Origin of the sequence: Microbacterium sp. NPDC057741, from assembly GCF_042798735.1 — a bacterium.
Classification (GTDB): domain Bacteria; phylum Actinomycetota; class Actinomycetes; order Actinomycetales; family Microbacteriaceae; genus Microbacterium.
Genome location: NZ_JBHVJW010000002.1, coordinates 1 through 16,906 on the forward strand (window position 1 = coordinate 1; position 16,906 = coordinate 16,906).

The window sequence follows — 16,906 nt, forward strand, 5'->3', positions numbered from 1 at the left end:
GGGCTGGAGCGGGCAAGCCCGCTCCAGCCAGCGGCCCCTCCCTATGCTCGCTCCGGGAACCTCCCCGCCCGCTCATGCGTCTGGGGATGCGTGACCTCCTTTGGGGAGGTATGGGGTGGAGTGGTCACGGGAGCGAAGCGTCGTGACGGGGCGGGCGCCGGGGGTCGGTGGGGGCGTTTAGGCTTGAGGGGTGGAACTTCCTTTCCCGCGGCGGGCCAGCCTCGAAGTGCTGAGAGCAGAGGCGGCCGATGAGCGCTCGGTGCTCGTACACGAGCGCCTGCGCTTCGGGGAAGACCCCTGGGAGTTCATGAGCGAACTGCCCACCACCGACGAACTGGTCGTGCTGCTGCTGCGCACCGACTGGATCGAGGCCAACGGGGGGAACATCCGCGACCGTGACTGGAACAACGGCGTGCTGCGCCGGATCGCCCTCGAATACCCGCAGCTGTCGACAACGGTGTGGCAGATGATGCGGCCCGCCTCCACAGGTTCGACAACGCAGCGGCCGTGATGCTCGTCGCCCACGATCCCGACTGGCAACGCCGGTTCGAGGCGATCGCGGACGAACTCCGACGAGTCGGCGACGAGGACTGGGAGATCGAGCACATCGGATCGACCGCGATTCCAGGCATCCGGGCGAAGCCGATCATCGACCTGGCGGTGCGCCTGCGCAGCGACGAGTGCCTCGAGTACCACCTGCCGGCGCTGGAGGGTGTCGGATGGCGGCTCGGCAGCCGCGTGCGCTCCCACCGCGTGATGGTCTTCGAGGCGGACGGTTCGCGCACTCGGATCGCGCACTTCTTCGCACCGGACCAGTGGGAGCACGCTCACCAGCGGGTCTTCCGTGACTGGCTGCAGGGGCATCCCGACGACGCCCGGCGCTACGAGCGGGTCAAGATCGAAGCGTCTGCCGAGCCGTCCACGTACAACTCGGCGAAGACCTCGGTCGTCCAGGAGATCATGGATCGCGCTCGGGCGGCGCGAGGGCTGCCCTCCGTCGACGTCTACGACAAGCGCTGACGCACCGCATTCCACAATCGGCATATGACGCAGAAAGCCCGCCCCGGAACCGGGACGGGCCTTCGAGAAGCCGGGGTCAGCCGATGAAAGCGGCCAGATCCTGCTCGAGAGCGAACTTCGGCTTGGCGCCGATGATCGTCGTCTTCACCTCGCCGCCCTGGAACACCTTCATCGCCGGGATCGACGTGATCTGGTACTTCATGGCCAGCTCGGGGTTCTCGTCGACGTTCAGCTTGAGGATCGTGATCTTCTCGGGGTTCTCGGACTGGATCTCGTCGAGGACCGGCGCGACCATCCGACACGGACCGCACCACGCGGCCCAGAAGTCGACGAGCACGGGGCCATCGGCCTGAAGCACGTCCTGCTCCCAGGTCGCCTGGCTGGTTGCCTTGGCAGTCATGGATTCTCCTTGTTTGAAAAGTTCGTGGAGCGGAATCCGCTCATCGGGCACAACAGCGAGACGCGGCGGAATGTTCCCGCGCTCAGACGGCGACGGGCTCCGCCACCGGGGCGCCATCAGCGAGGTCGGCGAGGAAGTGCTCGGCATCCAGCGCCGCGATGGTGCCGGTGCCCGCGGCGGTGATCGCCTGGCGGTAGGTCGGGTCGATCACGTCGCCGGCGGCGAAGACGCCGCGCTGCGAGGTGCGCGAGGAGCGACCGTCGACCCAGATCGTCCCCTCGGACGTCAGGTCGAGCTTGCCGTGCACCAGGTGCGTGCGGGGGTCGTTGCCGATCGCGATGAACAGGCCGTCGAGCGCCAGGTCGCTGACCGAGCCGTCGACCGTGGAGCGCAGACGCACGCCGGTGGTCTCGGCGTCGCCGAGGATCTCCTCGACCTCGCTGTTCCACACGAACTCGATCTTCTCGTTCGCGAACGCCCGCTCCTGCATGATCTTGGATGCCCGCAGCGAGTCCTTGCGGTGGATCACGTAGACCTTCGACGCGAAGCGCGTGAGGAAGGTCGCCTCCTCCATCGCCGAGTCGCCGCCGCCGACGACGGCGATCGTGCGCTCACGGAAGAAGAAGCCGTCGCAGGTGGCGCACCACGAGACGCCGTGGCCGGAGAGGCGCTCCTCGCCCTCGACGCCCAGCTTGCGGTAGGCGGAGCCGGTGGCGTAGATCACCGAGGATGCCTCGTGCTCGGCGCCGCTGCCCAGGATGACCTTCTTGACCGGGCCGTCGAGTTCGAGCGACACCACGTCGTCGTAGAGGACCTCGGTGCCGAACTTCTCAGCCTGCTCCTGCAGCTTGGCCATCAGCTCGGGGCCCTGGATGCCCTCCGGGAAGCCGGGGAAGTTCTCGACCTCGGTGGTGTTCATCAGCTCGCCGCCGACCTCGACCGAGCTGGCGACCAGCAGCGGCTCGAGATTCGCGCGCGCCGCGTAGATGGCGGCGGTGAACCCGGCGGGGCCGGAGCCGATGATGATGACCTGACGCATGTGATCTCCCTTGTGACCGCGAACAGCGCAGTCGCCTATCAGAACCAATGGTAACCGCGGGACATTCCCGATCGCCGAACGCGCGACGGGGGTCAGCGCCCCGGCAGGATCCGCTTCACGATGCCCTTCGCGGCCTGCAGCTCCGGAGCCCGCAGCAGCGCGAGCGCGGCGACGTACACGGCCACGACCACCACGGCGATGATGCCCGAGCCGATGACGCCGAGGATCTTGTCGGCCGTCGTCCATCCGCCGGTTCCGCCGAGCAGCAGGAACACGCCCCATCCGGCAGCGGCGGCGGGCACCGCTGCGAGCACGAAACGGCCGATGGCCGCCATCCAGCGCCCCGTCTCGAGCGTTCCGAGACGTCGGCGCAGCAGCACGGTCGCGATGATCGTCTGCACGGTGCCGGCCAGCGACTGACCGAGCGCCACCGCAGCCGCCAGCAGCGTGATCGGCAGGATCTCGGCTGCCGCCATCCACGCGGCGATCGTCGCCGTGGCCGCGATGAGCACGCACTGGATCAGGGTGAAGAAGAACGGCGTCCTGGTGTCGCCGTAGGCGTAGAACGTGCGCTGCACGATGAACAGCACGGCCAGCGGCAGCAGACCCACGAGGTAGCAGACCAGCACGACGGCCGCGTCCACAGCATCCGATGACGAGTTCGTGAAGACGCGCGACGCCGGCACGGCGGCGGCCACGACCGCCGCCAGTGCGCCGGTCAGGAAGAACCCGAGCGTACGGATGCTGCGCGAGATGTCGGCGCGCACCTCGGCGTCGCGGCCCGCATGCGCGTGCTCCGACAACTGCGTGAAGTAGGGGGTGCCGATCGAGTGCACGATGATCGAGTACGGCAGCATGAAGATCAGCCAGGCGTTGTTCATCACCGTCACGGCGGCGCCCTCGCCCGAGGCCTCGTTGGCCACCCAGTTCTGGTAGAAGCCTGCAGCCATGCTCGACAGCGCCATCAGCAGCGTCCAGCTGGCGATGCGTCCGACGTTGCCCAGCCCGACCCCGCGCCAGCGGAAGTCGACCTTGAGCGCGAGCCCGGTCTTGCGCCAGAAAAGCAGCAGGATGGCCGCCTGCACCGCGATGCCGGCCGTGGCCGTTCCGCCGAGCCAGGCCACCATGTCGGGCGTCCAGTCGGACACGTTCACCAGGTTCTCGCCGAAGACGGCGCCGATCACGAGGAATCCGATGATGGAGATGATGTTGTTCGCCACCGGCGCCCAGGTGAAGGGGCCGAAGATCCGGCGGGCGTTGAGCGTCTCGCCGACCAGGGCGTAGAGGCCGTAGAACAGGATCTGCGGCAGGCACCAGTAGGCGAACGCGGTCGCGAGCGCGAGTTGTTCGACCCTGTCGGCGCGCACCTGCAGGGTCACCAGCCAGGGCGCTGCGAGCATCGCGGTGCCCGTCGCCGCCACGAGCACCACCGTGCCCAGCGTGAACAGCTTCGAGATGAAGGCGTTGCCGCCGTCGGACTGCGTACTCGCGCGAACGATCTGCGGCACGATCACCGCCGTCAGCACTCCGACCGAGATCAGATTGAAGACGCTGTTCGGCAGCTGGTTCGCGACGGCGAAGGCATCAGCCGCGGCCGATGCGTTCGAGCCGATGACACCGACGAGCACGATTGTGCGCACGAGCCCGGTGACGCGCGAGACGAGCGTCCCGGCCCCGAGGATGGCGCTGGCGCGGCCGAGACTGCTGCTCACTCCGACTCCTTCTCGGATGCCGGTCCTGCGGCATCCGTGTCTGCGGCATCCGGCTTTGCGGTATCCGCGCCTGCGCGCCGGCGGCGCACGGTGCGCCAGATGCCGACACCGAGGAGCACCACGATCACACCGCCGAGGATGCCGAGGCCGATGCCCTCCCAGTCGGCGCGGACGGTGACAGTGGCCGACGTGGGCGCGCCGATCGGCACTCCGGTCGGACTGGCCAGCCGGAACTGCACCTCGAGCTCACCACTGCCCACGCGCGCCTCCACCGGGACCGTGACGCGGGTGTTGCTTGCCGCGCTGGCGACGATCGTGGTCTGCTCCTGCACGCTGAGGCGTGGATCGGAGGGCTCGGTGAAGAGTGTGAGGTTCACGGGCCAGGGCAGGTCGTTGCGGATCCACACCGGCAGCGGAGCGGCCGAGGTGAACAGCTGCACCGGACCCGGATCCTGGATTCCGACCGCGCCGAGTGTCTCGACCGTCGCGGAGCGGTGTGCGACCACCTGCTTGGGGAAGGCCTTCTCGCTGACGCCGACGCCGATGACGCGCAGCACCTGCGTGCGCTCCGGGGCGAGCAGCACGAGGGGCTGCTCGAGGATCGTCGAGAACGCGCGCAGGCGGGTCTCGTCGTCGAGCATTGCCTGCAGCGAGGTCGCGCGCCCCTGCTCGGGGGTGGCGGTGCTCTTCACTGTGACGGGCGATGCGTCGCGCAGCCCGGCCAGGCCGGTGGTCGAGGTGGAGACGGCGGCCAGCGCGGCGTGCAGGTTCTCGGCGGTGCGCTTCTCCGAGCGGTCCAGCCCGATCAGGAGGGGACGGTTCGGCATCGCGGCCGCGGCGAGGAAGAGCTGTCCCTGGGCTGCGGCGATCCCGGCGTCACGGGCTGTCTCGTCGGCGGCGATGACGGCATCGGACAGGTGCCGCGAGATCGCGTCGTCGACGACCAGCACATCGCGCCCCTCTGCGGTCGCCCGCGCGCCGGCAGCGCCCGTGAGGACGGTGTCGGGCAGCACGGTGAGCGCGTCGTCGCCGAGGTACCGGCCGAATGTCGCCAGGTCGTCGTCGGTCACGTCGCTGCGCGGCCAGAGGATGCCGGGCGTCGCACGGTGCACCTCGGTGAGCACGGTGTTGTCGGGCAGCGCGGGCTCGGTCTGATCCGGTGTCGGCGTGGGCGTCGGCGTGGGCGCGGAGGTCGCGAAATCCGAGGTCTTGATCAGCCCGGACAGGTCGGCGGGTCCGAGCAGGTCGCCGAGCTTCGCGTGCGCCTGCGTCGCGGCATCCGCATCGCCGAACTGCAGCGCGAAGCGATCGTTCGGCAGGGTGTCGAGGCGGGCGAGCCAGTCGGTGGCGCTCGCGGGAGCGGAGGTCCCGAGCACGCGGATGGCGGCGGGGATCGACGGGTCGATAGCGAGGATCGCCCCGGTGCCGGCGACGCCGTCGAGCTGTGCGGTGAGGGCGCCGGTCGGCGCGGTGAGGTCCGTGAGTTCCTGGGCGGTGAGCAGGCTGCCGTTCTTCGGGGTGGCGGTGATCGGCACGAGCACGCTGACCGCGGCGGGCTTCGCCGCCTGGATGACGACCACGCTGCCCGCGCTCGGGCTCCAGGTGCTCAGGCTGTCGCCGGTGCCCGTCGTCGTGCCGCTGAGCGTCGCACGCAGCGGGTACACACCCGGGGCCAGGCCGGTGAGCGCGGTAGCGGGCACCTCGATGCCGGTCGTGCCGGTGTCGCCTGCGCGCACGGCCTCGGTCGGCTGGCTGGCGATCGTCTCGAAGACGCCGGGGGCGGTGCCGTCGTCGAGCCACGAGTCCAGTGCATCCGCGCCGGTCAGGGCGGTGCGATCGATCGCCAGGGTCAGCACGCCCTCGGTGAGGCGGTCCGGAGTGTCGTTGTGCAGCGAGACGCCCGCGCTGAGCGGGGCGTCCGGCAGGATCGCACCCGCGGGGGCGACATCGACGGTGACGTTCGGATCGGGTTCGTCATCGGCGGCCGAGGCCGGCGAGACGGCTGCGGGGAAAGTGAGAAGGGAGGCCACGATCGCGACCGCGCCGAGTCGCCCGAGCAGCCGCCGCGTGCGCGCGCGGAGGCCAGGGGTGGGGGAGGTCGCGGTCATAGGTTCTTCCTGGAACGCCGACGGCGCCCGTGAGTGTGCTGCCCCCGATTCTAGAGCGACCGGTTTCGGGAACACTGAAGGCGCGGGGGACTTGCGGTCCGCCGCGCCTTCAGTGATGGTCTCAGGCCGCGGGCGCGCGGCCGAGCGCCGCGGGCACCGTCGCGATCCGGCGCAGCGACCATCCGAACAGGATGGAGAGCACGCCGATCCCCATCGCGAACGCGGCCACGCCGAAGGAGACGACCGAGGTGAACAGCGACGCTCGCAGGAACGAGGCGTTCATCAGCGTGGTGCGCAGCGGGTCATCCATGTCGAGCTCCGCATAGGTCTTGCCGTCCGACATCTCGAGGGCGTGGTGCTGGATGATGTCGGCCTGCACGTAGGCCGTGAAGGGCCCGGCGACCTGCTGGCCCTGGAAGGCCATCGCGTCGTCGGGAACCGTGATGTTCTCGGCGCGCAGCTGTGACGATACGACGACCCAGACGACGATTCCGGCCACGATGAGCAGGATGCCGGCGAGGATGCCCAGCACGCCGATGACCTTGACGGAGCCGAGCCGGCTGGCGGGTGCGGGGGAGCGGTCGGAAGAATCGGCGACCTGATCGGACATTTCGTGCCTCCAGAGGGGGAAGGAATGCTGTCGCGGTCAGCGTACTCAGCAAGCCGCAGATATCTCGGGCGATCGACGGAGAAAATCCGAAGGCGCGTAGAGTGTCGGCCGTGCATCTCGCCCCTCGCCCCGAACCGCAGCTCGCACGCGCTCTCGCCGCCGACCTGGATGCGGCGGACTTCCGCTCCGACCCACTGCGGCGGCTGTGGGGTGAGGAGGCCGACGACGCGCTGGCGCGCGGACTCCGTGAGCCGATCCTTCGCGCGCTCGGCGACGCCGACAGCCCGCTCGCGACGCTGGGCCGGTTCTTCGTGCTCGGGATGCCGCAGCCAGCGCCTGCTCTCGAGCGGGCGCTGCCGCGCCTCGGACTCTCGGGACTGGCATCCCTCGGCCTCGGCGTCGCCGACGGCGACGACGTGCGACCCGAGGTGCTGGTGCGGCCGCAGTCCTTCGTCGACCTCGACGGCGTGGGTGAGTGGTGGATCGCGAGCGACCTCGACGAGGTCGCGCTCGGCGCCGCTCTGCCCGCCGACCACGTGCTCGGCGTGGGCGGGGCATCCCGCACACTCGCCGAGCTGGTCATCCCCGCCCCTGTCGAGCGTGCACTCGACCTCGGCACCGGATGCGGCATCCAGGCCCTGCTCGTCGCCCGGCACGCCGGCCGGGTGGTCGCGACCGACATCTCGGAGCGGGCCCTCGCCTTCGGTGAGCTGAATGCGCTGCTGAACGGCGTCGCGAACATCGAGTTCCGGCTGGGCAGCATGTTCGAGCCGGTCGCGGGCGAGGCGTTCGACCTGATCGTGTCGAACCCGCCGTTCGTGATCACGCCGCGCGCCCAGGGCGTGCCCGAGTACGAGTACCGCGACGGTGGGCTGATCGGCGACGCGCTCGTGGAGCGCTTCCTACGCGCCGCGCCCGCGCATCTCACGCCCGGCGGAGTGGCTCAGCTGCTCGGCAACTGGGAGTCGCGCGGGCGCTCCGGCCTGGAACGGGTGGAGTCCTGGATCCCTGAGGAGCTGGATGCCTGGGTGATCCAGCGCGAGACGCTCACGCCGCTCGGCTACGCCGAGTTGTGGATCCGCGACGGCGGCACGCTGCCGCGGGATGCCGGGTTCACGCCGCTGCTCTCGGCCTGGCTTGACGACTTCGCCGAGCGCGGGGTGACCGCGATCGGCTTCGGGTACGTGCTGCTGCGGCGGCCTGCCTTCCCGGCTCCTGAGCGCCCTTCGGAACCTGAGCGCCCTTCGGACCCTGAGCGAGCGGAGCGAGACGAAGGGCGCCCACGAGAAGAAGGGCGCCTCCGCCGCTTCGAGCACCTCGCCCAGCCGCTGGCCAACACCGGTCGGGCGCTCGAGGCGGGCCTCGCCGCCCACGACCTGCTGCAGGACGGCCTGCCGGACCGGCTCGTGGTCGCAACGGATGTCACGGAGGCCAGGCATCTCATGCCGGGCGACGACGATCCGACCGTGATCGAGCTGCGTCAGGGTGGCGGCTTCGGGCGGGTCGTGTCCGTCGACTCCGGCCTGGCCGGATTCGTCGGCGCCTGCGACGGCGAGCTCACCGTCGGGCAGATCGTCGGCGCCCTCGCCGACCTGTTCGACGTACCGCTCGCAGACCTGTGGGCCGATCTGGAGCCGCGCATCCGTCGTCTCGTGCGCGACGGCTTCCTGCTGCCCGCGGAATAGCCCGCGGCATCCATGCGTTCGCATACATCGTGAAGGCTTTCGGATTCCTCTCTTTCGGGCACTACGGCGATGTGCCCGGTTCGGCGACCCGCACGGCGGGCGACATGCTCAAGCAGACCATCGAACTCGCCGAGGGCGCCGACGAGATCGGGGTGAACGGCGCGTACGTGCGAGTGCACCACTGGGCGCGGCAGGCGGCGTCGCCGATGCCGCTGCTGACGGCGATGGCTGCCCGCACCAAGCGCATCGAGGTCGGCACCGGCGTGATCGACATGCGCTACGAGAACCCGTTCCAGTTCGCGGAGGAGGCGGCCGCGCTCGACTTCATCGCCGACGGGCGGATCGCGCTCGGCGTGAGCCGTGGCTCACCCGAGACCGCGCTGCGCGGCTACGAGACGTTCGGCTATCACGACGGCGAGGACGAGGAGCGCGGCAGCGTGATGGCGCGCGAGAAGTTCGACCTGTTCCTGCGCGCGATCGAGGGGGAGCGGCTCGCTCCGGCCGACCCGCGGATGGCCGGCGCCGGCCGGTACCTGCACGTCGAGCCCTACTCGCCGACCCTGCGCGATCACGTCTGGTGGGGCTCCGGGTCCCGCGCGACCGCGGAGAGCACCGGGCGGATGGGCCTGAACATGATGAGCTCGACGCTCGTCACCGAGGCCACCGGCCAGCCGTTCCACGAGCTGCAGCGCGAGCAGATCGACCTGTTCCGCGCCGCGTACAAGGAGGCGGGGCACACCGGCCGCCCGCGCGTATCGGTGAGCCGCAGCGTGTTCCCGCTGATCAACGACATGGACCGCGCGTATTTCGGGCTGCGTTCCGAGGAGAGTGACGACCAGATCGGCATCATCGACGGGCTGCGGTCGACCTTCGGCAAGACCTACGCCGCCGAGCCCGATGCGCTGATCGAGCAGCTGAAGCGCGACGAGGCCGTCATGGCCGCGGACACGCTCATGCTGACCATCCCGAACCAGCTGGGTCCGGAGTACAACCTGCACGTGATGCAGGCGTTCGCCGAGCACGTCGCCCCCGCGCTCGGCTGGAAGCCGAACACCGAGGGCCCGGTGCAGGGCGACGCCGTCGCGTAGCATCCGCTGAGAAACCAGATCCCGCACGAGAAACCGGCTGACGCAGGGTTTCTCGTGCGGGAAGTGGTGTCTCGCGGTGGAGCACACGTAGATTGAGCGCCATGGATGCCGAGAACGACACCTCGATCGAAGGGCGCATCGCCCGTGCGAACCGCGATGCCATGCAGCGGCAGCAGAAGCTGTTCGTGCGCTTCGCCATCGTCGAGGGGCTGGTGCTCGCGCTCGCGGTCGTGGCGATCTACGTGCTGAAGCTCGTCGATCCCGACGCCGGGATCTTCGTGATCCTCGGCGTCGCCGTGGTGGGCGCGTTCGTCCTGTCGCTGCTGCTCATCCGCGAGGTGAAGCGCCGCCAGCGCGAACTCGCCGAGGCCAAAGGTGAGACCCCCGGCGTCTGGTGATCTCGGAGCGACGTTCGCCGAGAGTTCACTTTCGGGATGCGGGCGTCGCCTGACGGACACCTGCGGGTCACCTGAGATCCCTAGACAGAGAGCGGCACGTCTGCCGCAACTCCTCGTCGAAACAGGTCTCTTCCGTCATGCTCCCCACAGCTCTCCGCCGCGCCGGCGCGGGTGCGTTCGCCGCGGTGGTCGCCGCGACGCTGTGCGCCGCCGCGCTTCCGACATCCGCCGTTCCGGCCTACGCCCAGGACGACCCGAGCGTGAGCGAGGGGGCGACCCCCGCGCCGGAGCCGAGCCCCACAGAGCCGGCGCCGGCTCCGACGGCCGACCCGACCGAGACCCCCGCGCCGGAGTCGACTCAGGCCCCCGCTCCCGAGCAGACCGCCCCGGCTCCCGCCGAGACGACCGCGCCCGCGCCGGAGCAGACGCCGGATGCACCGGCCCCGGCCCCGACCGAGAGGGCCGCGGCACCGGTCGCGGGCACCGACGGCAACGCCGGCGCGCACTGGCCGCTGGTGATCACCGAGATCCAGGGTGACAACCCGGGCGCCGACGAGTACGAGTACCTCGAGGTCACGAACACCACCGACAAGCCGATCGACCTCGAGGCCGCCGGCATCCAGGTGAGGTACCACACGTCGAAGTGGAACGCCGGCACCGTGCAGCCGCTGATCCACCTCGACGGCGAGGGGGACGAACCGGCCGTGATCCCGGCCGGCGGCGTCGCCGTGCTGTGGATGAACTACGCCGACGGCGACCCCCGCCGCGCGCTCACGAAGGACCAGTTCCGCGCGTTCTACGGCATGACGGATGCCGCGACGCCGATCTTCCGGTTCGGCCCGCAGGGCGGGTTCGCGAACAGCGGCAACCGCGGGTTCAGCCTGACGGATGCAGCGGGCAAGACGCTCAGCCGGGCGTGGGTGCCCGCCGACGACGGCAACGGCTCGACGCCGTGGAACGCGCAGTTCGGGGTGCCCGATCTGATCGGCAACCAGGATGCCCGCCTCCTGGACTACGACGTGACCGGGGCGATCGCAGCGCCGACGCCCGGTGCGATCACTGCTCTGCAGGTGACCAGCGCGCTGACCAAGCCGACCGATCCTGATTCCGACGGCCCGCTGCTGCAGATCACCGAGGTGGCCCCCGACACGGCGAACGTCGGCGGTTCCGACGCCTACGAGTACATCGAGGTCTACAACGCCTCGGACAAGCCGGTGGACTTCGGCGACTACGTGCTGGCGTACCTCACCACCGACAACGACCTCACGAACCCGAAGGCGCTGTCGTCGACCCTGTGGCCCGCCGGTCCCGGCGAGCCGACGATCGCCGCGGGCGAGACGCTGGTGCTGTGGATCCAGAACCCGGCCGTCGTGGCAGCCGGGCTCACCGTCGCCGACTTCAACAAGGCGATGGGCAGCGACCTGAAGCTCGGTGAGGGCATTCTCATCATCGCATCCGGCGGTATGGCCAACGGCGGATCCCGTGGCCTGCAGCTGCAGACCAAGTCGGGCCATGTGGTCTCGCGCGCCTTCTACTTCGACGACGCGCAGACCACGCCGACCACCGCCATCCAGTACGCGTGGAACCCGGCCGACCCGGCGACGATGTGGACTCCGGCCGACCCGGCCGGCAGCACGCAGGCGATCCTGGGCCTCGCGGCCCCGACGCCCGGCACGGTGACCGACGCGCAGGTCGCGCCGTCGTTCGTGCCCTACCCGGATGCCGGGACGGCGCCGAAGATCGTCGATCTGACCGGCGGCTCCGAGGTGCCCGATTCGGGCGGCATCGAGCTCGGCTTCGACATCACCGACGACGTACTGGTGCGTCGAGTGACCCTCACGCTGAAGGACAGCCTCGGGGGCACCGAGCAGCGCAACCTCACCTTCAGCGCCGCCGGGCGCTACCTCTACTCGATCCCCGCCGTCGACGCGTACGGCAAGCGCTGGGTGGAGTACTCGGTCACCGCCGGCGACGGCACGCTCGAGTCCACGCTCGGCCCGGTGCGGATCGTGCTGGACGACTCACCCGTCGAACCGGTACGGCTGAACGTCGCCGACGGGCAGTACGTCAACGCCCAGACGCCGATCGTCGGCACCACCGACGGCGACCCCGGCGCGCTCTCGATCGGTGTGGACGGCACGCCGCTCGGAGAGACCACGCCCTCACTCGAGAGGGCGCCGCGGTTCGCGATCGAGGCGACCAGCACCGACTCGTTCTTCCGCAACGGTCTCAAGCTCGGCGACGACGTGCTGAAGATCTTCGACGAGGGCTACTACGACCGCATCGTCACGGTCGACGCCGAGGTTCCCGTGGGCCAGGTCGTCCGCGGCGAGAAGCTCACGCTCGGCGTGTACGCGGGCACGAAGGCCTGGCCCGAGCCGAACCTCGACGAGAACAATGACGACTTCGTCATGATGAACCCGCGCCTCGTGCTGCCGGACGGCCGGGTGCTGCATCCGACGCTCTGCACAGGAGCCGGTGAGGGCAAGGAGCCCGTGGAGCGGGCGTGCCCGGCGGATGCCGCGGAGCGCATCGCGCTGAGCGACGCGAATCTCGTCTACATCCTCTTCACCTTCGACATCCCGGAGAACGCCTTCGACTCGGTCTCGACGATGTGGGACACCACCGTCGTCGCGGACGGCGAGCACGTCGTCACGGCATCCGAGGGGGAGCGCACCGCGACGCGCACCGTGCGCGTCGACAACACCGCACCCCGCATCGACAGCACGATCACCGACGGTCGCCAGTACCGCGGTGACTTCACGATCGACGCGACCGTGACCGATGAGGGCTCCGGCTTCGACAGCGTCAGCGCGACGCTCGACGAGAAGGAGATCACGCTGCCGCTGAAGACCTCGTCGCTGACGCTCGAGCCCGGCGACCACGTCGCCGTGATCACCGCGAAGGACAGGGTCGGCAACACCTCCACGAGCACGATCGCGTTCTCGACGGCGGACGAGAAGCCGCACACCACGCTGATCAGCCCCGCCGACGGCGCGAAGATCGACGCCGACAAGGTCGATCTGGTCGCCAGCCCCGGCTCCAACGTCGACGACCGCCTCGAGCTCTGCTTCGCAGAGGGCTACCGGTACGTCCCGACGGATGCCGCGGTGCAGGTCGCCACGGGCACCACGACCGACAGCCGGGCGAGCGACCGCGGCGACGCGAAGCCGCTCAGCGCCGACGACCTGGCGAAGCTGACCCGCATGGACGGCATCGAGGTCGCGGAGACCTCGAAGACCGCCATGCCGTATCAGCTGTTCACGATCGACGTCCCCGCAGGCGCGAAGGACGGATCGGATGCCAGGGTCGCCTGGGAGGGATCCGCGAACGCCGACGCCAAGGTGCTGCTCTACGTGCAGGACGTGAACGGCGGCTGGCAGGAGGTGGACCGCCACGTCACCACCGGCGGCGCGCCCACCTCGTTCACCCTCGAGGCGCAGGTGCCCGTCACCGGCCATGCGAAGGACGGCAGGATCACGTTCCTCGTGCAGCACTCCGAGGGGTGGGCCGCGAACGACCTCAGCGGCCGCGACTCGCAGGTCACGCCCTACAACGAGGGCGCGACGCCGCGCGACCAGTACGACTTCACGCTGGCCTGGGAGTCGGACACGCAGTACTACAACAGCAACGAGGGCAAGCGCGCAGGCACCGGGGGAACGGATGCCTGGTACCAGCACCAGTTGAAGATCAACAGGTTCCTCGTCGACCAGCGCGACGACCTCAACCTGCAGTACGTCACGCACACCGGCGACATCGTCGACAACCAGAACGAGGAGCACCAGTGGCAGAACGCGGATGACGCGTACAAGATCCTCGACGACGCGGGAATGCCGTACGGCGTGCTGGCCGGCAACCACGACGTCGGTCACTTCGAGGGGAACTACGGCCCGTACAGCTCGTACTTCGGCGAGAAGCGGTTCGCGAAGAACCCCTGGTACGGCGGCTCCTACAAGGACAACCGCGGACACTACGACCTGGTGAGCGCCGACGGCGTCGACCTGCTCATGCTCTACATGGGCTGGCCCGACCCGAACGACACCGCCTCGAACTCCGAGGACATCGCCTGGATGAACCAGGTCATCCGGCAGTTCCCGGAGCGCAAGGTGATGATCAACCTGCACGAGTACATGCTCACCACCGGCGGACTCGGCCCGTTCCCGCAGCGGATCTACGACGAGGTCGTGGCGCCGAACGCGAACGTGATCGCCGTGGGCTCGGGGCACTACCACGACGCCTACACGCGCCTGGACGAGTTCGACGACGACGGCGACGGCGTCGCCGACCGCACGGTCACCTCGATGCTGTTCGACTACCAGGCGCTGCCGGAGGGTGGCCAGGGATACCTGCGCCTGCTGCATTTCGACAACGAGAAGGGCCGCATCATCGTGCGCACCTACTCGCCGTCGCTGGACGACTTCGACTCGGATGAGGCGTCACTGAACAGCCCGGCGGGAATGCAGGAGTTCGAGATCCCCTACGCCGCGGGCGGCATCCGTCCGGTGGCGAAGACCCTGTCGACCGACTCGTTCCGCGCCGACATCCTCACCACGAACCAGATCGACTGCGTGAAGGACGTCGTCAGCGGCGAGAAGACCTCCGTGACCTGGAAGGGTATCGGTCCGGCCAAGGGCAAGGCGGTGGCCCGGGCCGCCGCGGCTCCGGCGGAGCACGGCTGGTACGTGCGCACCACCGGCCCCTACGGCGGCGTGGAGTACAGCGAGGTCCGTACGTTCACCGCGACCGGGAAGCACGGTGGTGGGAACAACGGCGGTGGCAACAACGGCGGTGGCAACAACAACGGCGGAGGAAACGGGAACGGCGGCAACGGCTCAGGCGGCCAGCACGGCGACGCGCAGGGCTCGGGCTCCTCACAGTCCGGCGCCCTGGCGACGACCGGCGGCTCGACGGCCTGGCCGATCGCACTCGGCGCCGGTGCTCTCCTCGCGCTCGCCGCAGGCGGCGTCCTGGTCGCCCGAGGCCGACGCAACCGCCGGGCCGGCTGACCAGCGGCATCCGTCCTGCGCCGACGCCCCTCCCGAATCGCGAGATTCAGGAGGGGCGTCGACGTGCACGCAGACTCAGGGCCCGAACAGTCCCTTGCCCTTGTCGTCGAGCAGCTCGTAGGCGTCGGCGAACGTCTTCGGCATGCGGGAGGCGGGCAGGCCCGACTTCGCCAGCAGCAGACCCAGCACACCCTGCGCGGGTGGGGTGAGCGGCTTGTCCCTGTTGGCGTGCGCCGGATGCACCGGAGTGGCCTCCGGGTTCGGCGGAGTGAACGCCGGCGTGGTCTCGGGCCAGTCGGCCGGATGCCGCGGACGGGGCAGGTTCACCACCGAGAGCAGATCGTTCGCGCCGGCATCCCGCGCGGTCAGCGGTTCCATTCCGTGCAGCCGGTTCAGCGTGGCGATCACGGCACCGTGGTGCATCTCGTCATGGATGATCGTGTTCCGCGCGGTGTACGCCGAAACGGCGATCGCCGGCACCCGGCATCCGAGCCGGTCGAAGCCGAAGCCCATTTCGCCGACACCGGCATCGTCCGGCGGCGTGGCCGCGGGCGGGGGCACGTGGTCGTAGCATCCGCCGTGCTCGTCGAAGGTGATCAGCAGCAGAGTGTTGACCGCGTTCGAGCCCTTCGGCGACGCGCTGCGCCGGATGGCCGTGTACACGTCGTGCACGAGTGCATCGCCGGCGCGCACGTCGGACTGCGCGCTGTCCACGAACATGATCCCGTCGATCGAGCTCTCGTGCAGCGCGCCGAACGGCGGGTGGAAGTCGTTGTGGTTGTAGATCATCCGCGGCTCGATGAACGCATACGCGGGCAGCGTGCCGTTCGCGGCGTCGGAGTAGAAGTCCTCCATGGTGCCGAAGTGAGCGGTCTTCCAGAACTTCTCCAGCACCGGCGCGTGGATGAAGCCGGTGAACGACACCATCTGCAGCTTGTCGAAATAGATGCGCCAGGTCTTGCCGGCATCCTCGAGGCTGTTGAAGATCGTCGGCGCGGGGTCGGCGGTGAGCCACTTCTCGAAACCGTCGCCGAAGTGATTTGTCACGAACCCGTGGGACGTGGACGCGTGGAAGAAGGAGCGGTTGCAGAAGGTCTGCGAAGGCACGGCCGCGTACCAGTGGTCGAAGACGGCGAACTCGCGGGCGAGAGTCGACAGTGTCGGAAGCATGTCGGGGGAGAACGACCCCATGATGCGGGAGACCTCCTCCGTCGACGGCTTCCTGCCGCCGCCCAGCTGCGTCACGTGATGCACGTAGTCGGTGACGAAGCCGCTCATCGTCGGCTTCGCACCGTCCTTTGGAGAGTTGTACGGCGTCGTCATCCTCTCGGCCGCCACCGTCGCATTTCTCGGCGGATCGACCGTGCCGAACAGCTGGGTGTTGACGTGCGGGTACTCCTCGCCCGGATCGGGGTCGGGGAAGCTCATGATTCGATCGGTGGGACCCGAGTACACGTGCGCCGGAACGCGGGTGCCGTCGGGCGCAGTGTTCGCATGTTCACCGAACGCCAGACCTGCGAACGTCTCGCCGGCCGGCAGGTCCTCCTTCGAGTACAGGTAGCCGAGCAGGTTGTCGAAGGAGCGGTTCTCGCCCATCAGCACCACGATGTGGTCGAAGCCGGGCTGATGCCGCGGTGCGAGCGCGGCGTACTCGGGGTCGGACTCGAACCCCTCGTCGCGCTGCGCGATCGATGTCGCGATCACCGCGCCCCCGACTCCGCCGACCGCGGCACCGGCCACCGCCGCACCACCGAGCTTCAGAAAGCCGCGGCGGGAAGTGCGTCGCCTCTCGGCATCCGGTTCTGCATCCTCCGCATCCATGCGCCGATCCTAGGCGGTG

Annotated in this window: 12 protein-coding genes; 6 read left to right on the forward strand and 6 right to left on the reverse strand. The window is 69.5% G+C overall.

Going from position 1 to position 16,906, the window contains the following annotated elements; all coding sequences use genetic code 11:
* Nucleotides 1–190 precede the first annotated feature (190 nt).
* The gene (locus ACFVDO_RS07020; RefSeq protein ID WP_378859593.1) at nucleotides 191–511 is read left to right on the forward strand and encodes a tryptophan synthase subunit alpha; all 321 of its coding nucleotides are present in this window, start codon (nucleotides 191–193) and stop codon (nucleotides 509–511) included.
* Complete coding sequence (locus tag ACFVDO_RS07025; protein WP_378859613.1) at nucleotides 511–1,020, forward strand: GrpB family protein; 510 nt, start codon at nucleotides 511–513, stop codon at nucleotides 1,018–1,020. The genes ACFVDO_RS07020 and ACFVDO_RS07025 overlap by 1 nt, the downstream gene beginning before the upstream one ends.
* 76 nt (nucleotides 1,021–1,096) lie before the next feature.
* On the opposite strand, the gene trxA is transcribed toward ACFVDO_RS07025, so the two are convergent.
* The 5 genes from trxA to ACFVDO_RS07050 all read right to left on the reverse strand — a co-directional run bounded on the left by trxA (nucleotide 1,097) and on the right by ACFVDO_RS07050 (nucleotide 6,889).
* Nucleotides 1,097–1,420: a thioredoxin gene (trxA, locus tag ACFVDO_RS07030; RefSeq protein WP_116241612.1), complete on the reverse strand. Its 324-nt coding sequence runs from the start codon at nucleotides 1,418–1,420 to the stop codon at nucleotides 1,097–1,099.
* 82 nt (nucleotides 1,421–1,502) lie between these two features.
* Nucleotides 1,503–2,459 (reverse strand): thioredoxin-disulfide reductase, encoded by a 957-nt coding sequence (gene trxB / locus ACFVDO_RS07035; RefSeq protein WP_378859594.1) that lies wholly within the window; start codon nucleotides 2,457–2,459, stop codon nucleotides 1,503–1,505.
* Between the two features lie 92 nt (nucleotides 2,460–2,551).
* Entirely contained in the window at nucleotides 2,552–4,171 is a 1,620-nt protein-coding gene (gene murJ, locus ACFVDO_RS07040) for a murein biosynthesis integral membrane protein MurJ (protein ID WP_378859595.1), read from the reverse strand.
* Nucleotides 4,168–6,279 carry a DUF6049 family protein gene (locus ACFVDO_RS07045; protein ID WP_378859596.1) on the reverse strand — a complete coding sequence of 704 codons (2,112 nt, stop codon included), beginning with the start codon at nucleotides 6,277–6,279 and terminating at the stop codon, nucleotides 4,168–4,170. Before ACFVDO_RS07045 ends, murJ begins: the two co-directional genes overlap by 4 nt.
* Before the next feature lie 121 nt (nucleotides 6,280–6,400).
* The gene (locus tag ACFVDO_RS07050) at nucleotides 6,401–6,889 is read right to left on the reverse strand and encodes an aromatic ring-opening dioxygenase LigA (protein WP_378859597.1); all 489 of its coding nucleotides are present in this window, start codon (nucleotides 6,887–6,889) and stop codon (nucleotides 6,401–6,403) included.
* 110 nt (nucleotides 6,890–6,999) lie between these two features.
* Between ACFVDO_RS07050 and ACFVDO_RS07055 the strand changes: the two genes are divergently transcribed.
* The 4 genes from ACFVDO_RS07055 (at nucleotide 7,000) to ACFVDO_RS07070 (ending at nucleotide 15,066) form a co-directional block, all read left to right on the forward strand.
* Entirely contained in the window at nucleotides 7,000–8,574 is a 1,575-nt protein-coding gene (locus tag ACFVDO_RS07055) for a class I SAM-dependent methyltransferase (protein ID WP_378859598.1), read from the forward strand.
* 29 nt (nucleotides 8,575–8,603) lie between these two features.
* Nucleotides 8,604–9,662 carry an LLM class flavin-dependent oxidoreductase gene (locus ACFVDO_RS07060; RefSeq protein ID WP_378859599.1) on the forward strand — a complete coding sequence of 353 codons (1,059 nt, stop codon included), beginning with the start codon at nucleotides 8,604–8,606 and terminating at the stop codon, nucleotides 9,660–9,662.
* Nucleotides 9,663–9,763: 101 nt separating this feature from the next.
* The gene (locus tag ACFVDO_RS07065; protein WP_378859600.1) at nucleotides 9,764–10,060 is read left to right on the forward strand and encodes a hypothetical protein; all 297 of its coding nucleotides are present in this window, start codon (nucleotides 9,764–9,766) and stop codon (nucleotides 10,058–10,060) included.
* A gap of 137 nt (nucleotides 10,061–10,197) precedes the next feature.
* Nucleotides 10,198–15,066, forward strand: a complete 4,869-nt coding sequence (locus ACFVDO_RS07070) for a lamin tail domain-containing protein (protein WP_378859601.1) — start codon at nucleotides 10,198–10,200, stop codon at nucleotides 15,064–15,066.
* Between the two features lie 75 nt (nucleotides 15,067–15,141).
* On the opposite strand, the gene ACFVDO_RS07075 is transcribed toward ACFVDO_RS07070, so the two are convergent.
* Entirely contained in the window at nucleotides 15,142–16,887 is a 1,746-nt protein-coding gene (locus ACFVDO_RS07075; protein ID WP_378859602.1) for an alkaline phosphatase family protein, read from the reverse strand.
* Nucleotides 16,888–16,906: the final 19 nt, after the last annotated feature.

Bases quoted from the DNA above. Each gene is read 5' to 3' on its own strand.
- ACFVDO_RS07025 (WP_378859613.1), top strand. From the start codon at position 511: ATGCTCGTCGCCCACGATCCCGACTGGCAACGCCGGTTCGAGGCGATC.
- trxA (WP_116241612.1), bottom strand. From the start codon at position 1,420: ATGACTGCCAAGGCAACCAGCCAGGCGACCTGGGAGCAGGACGTGCTT.
- trxB (WP_378859594.1), bottom strand. From the start codon at position 2,459: ATGCGTCAGGTCATCATCATCGGCTCCGGCCCCGCCGGGTTCACCGCC.
- ACFVDO_RS07045 (WP_378859596.1), bottom strand. From the start codon at position 6,279: ATGACCGCGACCTCCCCCACCCCTGGCCTCCGCGCGCGCACGCGGCGG.
- ACFVDO_RS07050 (WP_378859597.1), bottom strand. From the start codon at position 6,889: ATGTCCGATCAGGTCGCCGATTCTTCCGACCGCTCCCCCGCACCCGCC.
- ACFVDO_RS07065 (WP_378859600.1), top strand. From the start codon at position 9,764: ATGGATGCCGAGAACGACACCTCGATCGAAGGGCGCATCGCCCGTGCG.
- ACFVDO_RS07070 (WP_378859601.1), top strand. From the start codon at position 10,198: ATGCTCCCCACAGCTCTCCGCCGCGCCGGCGCGGGTGCGTTCGCCGCG.
- ACFVDO_RS07075 (WP_378859602.1), bottom strand. From the start codon at position 16,887: ATGGATGCGGAGGATGCAGAACCGGATGCCGAGAGGCGACGCACTTCC.